The 7819-nt window shown below is 56.3% G+C and carries 4 protein-coding genes and 1 pseudogene; 4 read left to right on the top strand and 1 reads right to left on the bottom strand.

The features are described from left to right. Positions 1–560: 560 nt before the first annotated feature. Positions 561–872: pseudogene (locus XI09_RS06175) on the top strand (transposase); the annotation flags it as partial. Positions 873–1455: 583 nt separating this feature from the next. Then, positions 1456–2187 carry a hypothetical protein gene (locus tag XI09_RS06170; protein ID WP_271566086.1) on the top strand — a complete coding sequence of 244 codons (732 nt, stop codon included), beginning with the start codon at positions 1456–1458 and terminating at the stop codon, positions 2185–2187. A gap of 949 nt (positions 2188–3136) precedes the next feature. Here the strand turns inward: XI09_RS06170 and XI09_RS06165 are convergent. Then, complete coding sequence (locus tag XI09_RS06165) at positions 3137–4276, bottom strand: pyridoxal phosphate-dependent aminotransferase (protein WP_333939035.1); 1140 nt, start codon at positions 4274–4276, stop codon at positions 3137–3139. Positions 4277–6096: 1820 nt separating this feature from the next. Between XI09_RS06165 and XI09_RS06160 the strand changes: the two genes are divergently transcribed. Further along, positions 6097–7152 (top strand): KamA family radical SAM protein, encoded by a 1056-nt coding sequence (locus tag XI09_RS06160; RefSeq protein ID WP_442869538.1) that lies wholly within the window; start codon positions 6097–6099, stop codon positions 7150–7152. Between the two features lie 396 nt (positions 7153–7548). After that, positions 7549–7695 (top strand): hypothetical protein, encoded by a 147-nt coding sequence (locus tag XI09_RS06155; RefSeq protein WP_271566083.1) that lies wholly within the window; start codon positions 7549–7551, stop codon positions 7693–7695. Positions 7696–7819 lie beyond the last annotated feature (124 nt).

The following is a 7819-nucleotide window of genomic DNA, read 5'->3' as shown; positions in this document are numbered from 1 at the left end:
CGGGGGGAGGGAGCTAGCCCTGGACTCTGCCGCTCAGGATCCTTTTGCGCATCGGATCGTCGACGGTGCCCCCTTTAAGCTAGCGGTGATAAAGTTCTCTTCTTCATCAGGAGACAGAGCGCGAGATGCTCGTCCCACTTCTCTCTCTCTCTCTCTCTCTCTCTCTCTATTTCCGCAAGCAATCGGTGAGCAAACATCATAACGGCCGTCGCTCAAGGGGCTTCGGCGCATCTGGCGCAGCGTTGATGCTTGGAGGTACGGTCCACGGGACGACGTTTCGACGCCACTCCTTTCCATAGGCGTCTTTGGCCGCCCCAAATCTGGCCGCAATCGGGGCGGCGCTTGGATCATGCAAAATTCATCGCTCTGCAGAGCTGAGCCAGCGCCAGCGGCCCTTGGCGCAGGTCGTGTCCCCAGTGATGGTGTAGTTCGGTAGAGCAAAGCCGTCCGCCCGCGCGCCCTCAAATAGCGCCGTAGCGGGTGGACGGCTTTGCGGTGGTCACCGGCAATTCGCCGGTAGGGTCGGGTTGCTGACACCAACCTGATTCGAGGAACCACCGATGACCGACGAAATGATGAACCTTCGCGCGCTCGTGGAGAAGGCCCCCGACGCCGACCTGCTGCGCGAGATGATTGGCTTTGCCGCCCAGCGGCTGATGGAGTTGGAGGTCGCCGGGCTGACCGGCGCGACCTACGGCGAGAAGAACGCCGAGCGCCTGGCCCAGCGCAACGGCTACCGCGATCGGAGCTGGGAGACGCGCGCCGGGGCCGTCGAGCTGCGCATTCCCAAGCTGCGCAAGGGAAGCTCCTTCCCGGGTTTCCTGGAGCCGCGCCGGATGGCCGAGAAGGCGCTGACCGCCGTGATCCAGGATGAGATGGACAAGCGAACGGCGCCAGAACCCGCGACACCGCCATGCTGTTGGCAGTCGCTTCGACCACCACCTCATCACTGGTCAGCAGGGGTCTTTTCAACGCCCGCGGCCGGGCGTGGTTGGCCGCCCAACAGCTGCCGGACGATGAGCGCGCCGCGTCCCGCCATCATTGTCGCGGTTTTGGCAATGCGCAGATAGGACTGCCGCAGCTTGACCCCGTGCTTCCTCGCCGTACGCGATCTCGATGGCCGACTCGGCAAATCATTTGCCGTAGATGATCGCGTGATTGGAAGCTTCGTTTGAAGCCTGAACGGGTTAGCTCGGCGCTTAACAGCGGTGTTGTTAGCGTGGAAATCGATCGCAGCGAGGCGCGCAATTGGCGACGACGGGCGCACTACTCTCCCGGAGGCGAAGCCATTAAGTCACCCTCATCCTCGAGTCGGAGCAACGGATCTCAAGAGCAACATCCCCCACCAGAACAGGTAGTTCATCAAAGCTGTTTTGGATACTAACTCAAAGTGTAAAAAAGCGATGTAGGTCGATGCTCCTTTCACCGGATCATTGCGAGAGGACGAGGTGCCCAATGAAAAGCCTAATTAACCCGTTGCAGGTCTCACGCTATCTGCGAACATACGATGAAGATGCGGCGAAGAAAGGAATTAAGATCTCGATAGGGTTCGATTTTCATAAGTATGTATCAATTACGCGAGCAACTCCAACCAAGGCGCGGACATATCCGATGTTCCGGCCAGACCGCTCGCCGATCAAATTCGGGGACGGATATTGGATCGTAGGAGTGGACAAAAAAAACGAGGTGGCAGTTGTAGAGGCTGCTCGACTGTACGATCTCTCGCGAAGCTGCTTTGCAGAGCACCTTGAATCTCTAAGGGCATTTTACGCTGATCCGACCGCCCATGCACATCCTGGAGATCACTGCACATGCACTGCGCCAAGCGCCAAAGAAATACGAGGGAGAGTAGCCTATCATGGTGATCTTTGGGTACGAAGAGACTTCAGGGGGCGGGGTATGCCCAAGATCATGTCAGGAATAGCAAGGGGCGTTTCTTTCGCGATGTGGGCGCCTCAATTCGTATGTGGACTCGTATCAAGCCAGCTCGTGGCCAAGGGGATTGTCGCGCAATATGGATACGCGCATCAGGAACCCGGCGGATCGATATTGAAGCTCGTAGAGGAGGAAATTGTAGACGACGATTGGATTCACTGGCTAACGGGCGAAGAATTGAGGAGCCTTGTTAGTGGCAATGACAGAGATGATATGCTGGTAGCTCCATCTGCTGGGGGAACCGAACGGTAGGCCAGCGGCATCCGGTTAGCCTTGACGGCAGCACACCGGATCAAGCCTACTTCACCCCGCTGCCGCTCCGCACGGCAGCCTAACCCCGGCAGAGGCTCCACTTATCGACGCGGATATTCTGTTCAGACAACCGGGGCCAGCTCAGAGCTTGAGACGCGACGAGGCGTAAGCCCTTGGATAGAAACGTCAGTCATGCGAGGCGGATGTCAGATAAGCGGGGCTTGAGGACATCAATCGCTGTTCATAAGTGCGTCTATTTGATGCTTGGCGGGCGTTAGAGCTAGGCTGAAGCCTTAGCGTGGCGCTCGGGTCGACGTCCTTCACTCGTCTGCAGCAGCAATGCGATGGTTGCTTAGGTTCGTCCGCCGCCATCACCGGCAGATAGACTGCTGCTTTTCTCGTGTTTGTGGCCTGGCACGCTCGGCGATGTTGGATTCAAGGCTCGACTCAGCTGTCGATGAGGAAGTGACGACGGTGTTGCTGTGCGAGGCGGCATTGCGGTATCTTGCCCAGTTCTGATATCGAGAGTCGCGAGCAATATCAGCTCCCGGCGGCTGAAAAGATTTGCGGCTATCGCCGCCGAGATTTGATCGCGTGCGTGAGGGCTTTGGCCGCGCCGCAACTTGAGTGCCGCAAGCAATACGCCGTCCGACGCGAGCATCAGAGCGAGGCGAAGAACCTGCGGCGGGTGAATTCCGATTGGATCGGCGATCGCCAAGCTCGCGCCGGCATCGAGCGCTTCTGCCACAGCTTTCGCTCGTTAGACCAGCGCTTCCGAATACGCCGCGGCGCTCATCATGGCGATCGGCGGCGGCCTAGATCATAGGACGCGCCGCGAATCGCAATCTCCATAGAGACTAGACCTGATGATATCGTCGCCGCAGCGTGGCTGGAAAACGCGATCAAGTCAGCCCCGGTGTAGCCGGTTGAGCTGCCATGTTGCATGAGCTCAGCTCCACGTGTTTAGAATCTCAGTTAAGCGCCGCAAGCCCTCGTTCAATTGCGCGAAATCTATACCGTACGAGAGCCGAATGCCTGCGGGGTCCCCAAACACTGCGCCCGAAGCTGCTGAAACGCCTGCCTTCATGAGTAATGTGTTCGCGACATCATCAGCGTCAATTTCGCGGCCGGTGGCATTAGTCTTACGGCGCAATTCGGTAAGATCCAGATAAAAGTAGAGTCCACCTTCCGCGGGAGGCTTGGGGACCAATGCGAGGTTCGAAAGAACCGACAATCCGAGTGCTCGCGCGGTTGCAACTTGGCGCGCCAACTGCGCTTGAAAGTAAAGATCTCCCCGTTCTAGATAGTAGAGTAGTGCGTGCTGTGCGATGATATTTACGTTAGACGTCACAAGGTTTTGCAGGGATTTAACTGCACTAATGACCGATTTAGGGCCAGCGAGATATCCAATTCGCCAGCCACTTAACGCCAACGAACTGGAAAACGAGTTGATGATCAAAGTACGATCGCGCGCTTGCGGTGCCACAGACACAATTGGTTGGTGAACATGCGGGGCATGAGTAAAGGCCTTGTACCGTTCATCGAAGATAATCCAGAGATCCCGTTCGATGGCGAGTTGAGCAATGTCGGCAAGGGTGTCACGGTCATATACCGCTCCAGTAGGATTGTTCGGGGTATTGACAACGATCGCCTTAGTCTTTGATGAAATAGCCGTCGCGAGATTCGTAAGCTGCGGTACATAATTATTGTGGCGTGTCTCTAGTAAAATTGGCCGACCGCCAGCTAAAGCAACTTGGTTTGGGAAAGTACTCCAATGCGGAGCTGGAATCAGCACTTCGTCGCCGGGATTCAAAATACTCATGGCCACGTTGAGGAGCGCGTGTCTGGCGCCATTCGTCACCGCGATTTCGTCTTCGGACCAGGGTTGAGCGGTTTCGGCGGAAACCTGGCGAGCAAGTGCGCGGCGCAACTTCATCAGCCCAATCGTGTCCGTGTAACGGTTGAGGTTGCGGTCTATGGCGGCTATAGCTCCGTCACGCACGACGGGACTTAGATCGCTGCAAATATCTTCGACGCTCAAGTCGATGATTTCCTCGCCCGTCGCGCGCAGCTGATTGGCTTTGCTCACAGCGGGAGCATCCAAGGAGTTAAAGAGGTTTGTCCGTTGTGCTAACATGAGTGCTCTCTTTTGATGAAAGTGCTCTCTGCAGGAGCTGCTTAAAAGTGAAGGGGTGGACTGTCTGCGCTGCCGGCATCATGGCCAGAGACATCATCGTAGGCCTTCATAGAGCGCTACGAGGGAGGCCTGATCGGCGGCGTCTGCAGGCGACGGTTTAGACATCGATCGAAACTGTCGGCGATGACTGCTGGTTGCGTGCCAAGTTCTTCCTGACTGTTGGATAACTTATCAGCTGTTGCCACGCATCTCGCATCTGGATCAATTGCAAGAGTTGGGAGTTGACGCGGCGCAAACGTTGGCCGCCGTTACCGTTTGTAGTTCTGCCGCGTAAGGATCGTCGATACATTTCAGTCTCTAGGAGCGCGCCGGGACGTATGAGTTCTCGCAGTTTTGTCTAACGCTCAGCCTCGTCCTTTCAGAATGTAGCCGAGACGATCGTCTTTGGCGCCTTGCGCTTGTGGACCGGACAAGCAGCGCCTTGCGTCAGCAGGGGGCTCCCGCTTGACGGCCAGCCGTGGATGCCTTTTCCTTGCAGCTCTCACATCGGAGGCGATTGGACGCTGTCGGTTCGCTCTAAGCCTACCATGGGCACATTCGGGAATGGGGTGTTTGCCCGGTGGCGAGTCGATTTCCACGAGCGCGCCTAGACGGTGCCAGCGCGGTTGCGTCGAGGCTGATGGCCTACCAAGCCCGCGGTGGTCGCAAGCGGCGACGACGCGGCGCCCGTAGTCGCGACCTGGCCAAATCCATCGCCTGCCTCCTGCCGACTTCCGCTCGTGTTCAATTACTTGATGCAACGATCGCACGTTAGAGAATCTCGGGACATTCATGCATGATGCAGTACAAAGTCTCAGACCTTGATCACTGACCGCTAACCGCGGCTCGGGCTTGAGACGAGGCGTGGTGTTTTGTTGCGCAGCTGAAGCGCAACTCGCGCCGACACGCCGGTGTTGCTATCGTCGTCGTGGTGCCGCCTCCGATGCCGCAGGATGTGAAGCCGTAGCGGAGGACAGATCTCCTTGATCTCAGATTTGAGGATTTTTGCCCCGAACGACGGAATTCTATTAGGCGGAGACCATTGAGCTACTGCGACGTGTCACGCTTTGCGGATCGAGACATCCGGCGCCAATTTCGTTAACCTTGCATTCGGGCTGATCAGAGATTGGGTCTTTGCAGCGTCGTCTTGTCACGCGATCTGTACGTCAAGCGAATTCGGCTCCGAAAAGCCCTCCCCAGGATTGATCCGGTTTGCCGACAGATCATGATCCAGCTAAGCAGCGTGGCTTCAATATCGACCGGAGTGACGCATTCCCTCGCTGCCGACCGTTCTCATGAAGCCAAAATGATGTCATTGGCCGAGCAAAGACCGCCCCGAAGCACGCTCTCAGATGGCGCTGGCGGCCTGTTAGCTCTATCCGGTGCCGGCAAGGTCGGATTAGCGACATCGTGCGTTGAAACGACCTTTTGTCCGATCAACGACATCCATGCTCGAGTCTAGCAGAGTGACGAGGATGGTGCCGCGCCGGCTGGGACGCTCAAATTGCAGTGCGTTGCCCGATGGAGCGCCACACCTTCTTGGCACGCAGATTGCTGAGTAGATTGGGAACTACTCCCGCACGACCTCAGGCTTGCCCAAAGGAGCTCAGATGGAACCCTCTCCATTGACCCAAATCGAGGACACGGACTGTACGCCGAGCCCACTGGCAGGCTCTGGCGATCGTCTGCCACAATCATGGCCTAAACACGATCCGCCGCTTCGCAGTGCAGTAATGAAATTCATAGATGGCGGCGCTCGCATGATCACAGAAAGCGATGTGCAGGCGCATGGCATCACACGTTATCACATCACAAAGTTCTACCGTGAACACATCGTCAATAGTGGTTACTACGACCAGCTGAAGTACATTGTTGAGCCCTCAATCGAAGAGTTCGACAGTCCTGGGAGGTTGGATACGAGCGGCGAGCACGACAACACTGTTGTACCAGGGCTTCAGCACAAGTACGCCCAGACCGGCCTGCTGTTGGTAACAAACCGTTGCGCTTCTTATTGTCGTTTTTGCTTCCGCAAACGACTGGTGGGCAAAGAATCCGATGAAATCGTACCAGACGTCGCGAAGGCTGCCCAATATATTATCCGCCATCCTGAAATGACGAATGTGCTGTTGTCAGGAGGTGATCCGTTCGTTCTTAGCACAGCAAAGCTCGAGGAAATCCTTACACACCTGCTCGCAATCCCGCATTTGGAGACCATTCGAATCGGCACAAAATTCTTCGCCTTCGAACCGAAACGATTCCGGGATCCTGCTCTACCTGCTTTCTTCCAGCGAATCCGTGATGCAGGCAAGACAGCCGTGCTTGTCACACATTTCGATCACATCGGTGAGATATCGCATGATGCTGAGCGGGTTATCCATACTTTGCGGACACAGGGGGTGCAGTTCCTCAATCAAACTGTCCTTCTCTCAAAGGTAAATGATAATCCCGAGATCTTGGCACGGACTTTTGCTAAGTGTCACCAAATGGGTGTCCGTCCGTACTATCTGTTCCAAGCAAGGCCCGTGAAGGGTGCGTCTCATTTTCAGATTCCACTTTATCGCGGAGTAGAGGTTACGCGCGGCGTCAATCGGCTTCTTGCGGGCGTCCAAAAGACTTTCAAATACATCATGTCGCACTACACCGGAAAGATCGAGATCCTCGATGTTGGAGATGATGGTCGCATTTATATGAGATACCATCAGAACAAGAGCGCGGACAAAATTGGAAAGATCTTTTCGAGGCCATACACCGAGACCGCTTGCTGGTTGGACGATCTACCGGAACGATGAATCGAAGTAGTCGTCTGTCGCGGAAAGTCGCTGGATCCTGGACCTTGTGAGGCGTTGGGACACATGGGACGGTGATGCATTCATTCGTTACAAACAATGTGGTGTTTGCGCGGACGACCAAGCTGCACCACGGAGCCAAGGCGACGGCCCACGAATATGGCGCGCCTCCCGGGATAACCAGTATTAGTCTAGGCCGGTTCAGCCCGGTGCTAGGTGACCTGCCACTGCGTATTTCCTCCAGAAGGAGTTGGAGTCCGGCCCGAAGAAGGACGGCCAGATGAAGCGAGCAAGGTTCACGGAAGAGATGGGGTATTCGGTCCCGATCGCCTGACCTATTGCTGCGCGGCACGTTTTGACTGACGATCATGGACCAACTCTATCCGAAGGAGAAACGTCATGATCTACGTCGGCCTCGATGTTTCGCTGAATTCCGTTGCGGTATGTGCGGTGGACGAGACCGGAAAGCTTATCCGGGAGGGAACGACGTTGGCGGACGCGCCATCGGATTGTGCAGTACCTCGAACCATGGGCTGGTCAAGTTGAACGGGTGGGCCTTGAGGCAGGACCGACGTCAGAATGGCTGACCGCAAATCTAATCGAACTGGGGCTGCCGGCCGTCAGTTTGGAAGCCCGCCAAGTTAAGGCGGCGCTTTCGGCCATGCCGGTG

Source organism: Bradyrhizobium sp. CCBAU 11386 (assembly GCF_028128955.1).
Classification (GTDB): Bacteria; Pseudomonadota; Alphaproteobacteria; order Rhizobiales; family Xanthobacteraceae; genus Bradyrhizobium.
This window is presented reverse-complemented; position numbering and strand designations above follow the sequence as displayed.

Coding starts and splice junctions, on each gene's coding strand:
- XI09_RS06170 (WP_271566086.1), top strand. CDS start 1,456: ATGAAAAGCCTAATTAACCCGTTGCAGGTCTCACGCTATCTGCGAACA.
- XI09_RS06160 (WP_442869538.1), top strand. CDS start 6,097: ATGAAATTCATAGATGGCGGCGCTCGCATGATCACAGAAAGCGATGTG.
- XI09_RS06155 (WP_271566083.1), top strand. CDS start 7,549: ATGATCTACGTCGGCCTCGATGTTTCGCTGAATTCCGTTGCGGTATGT.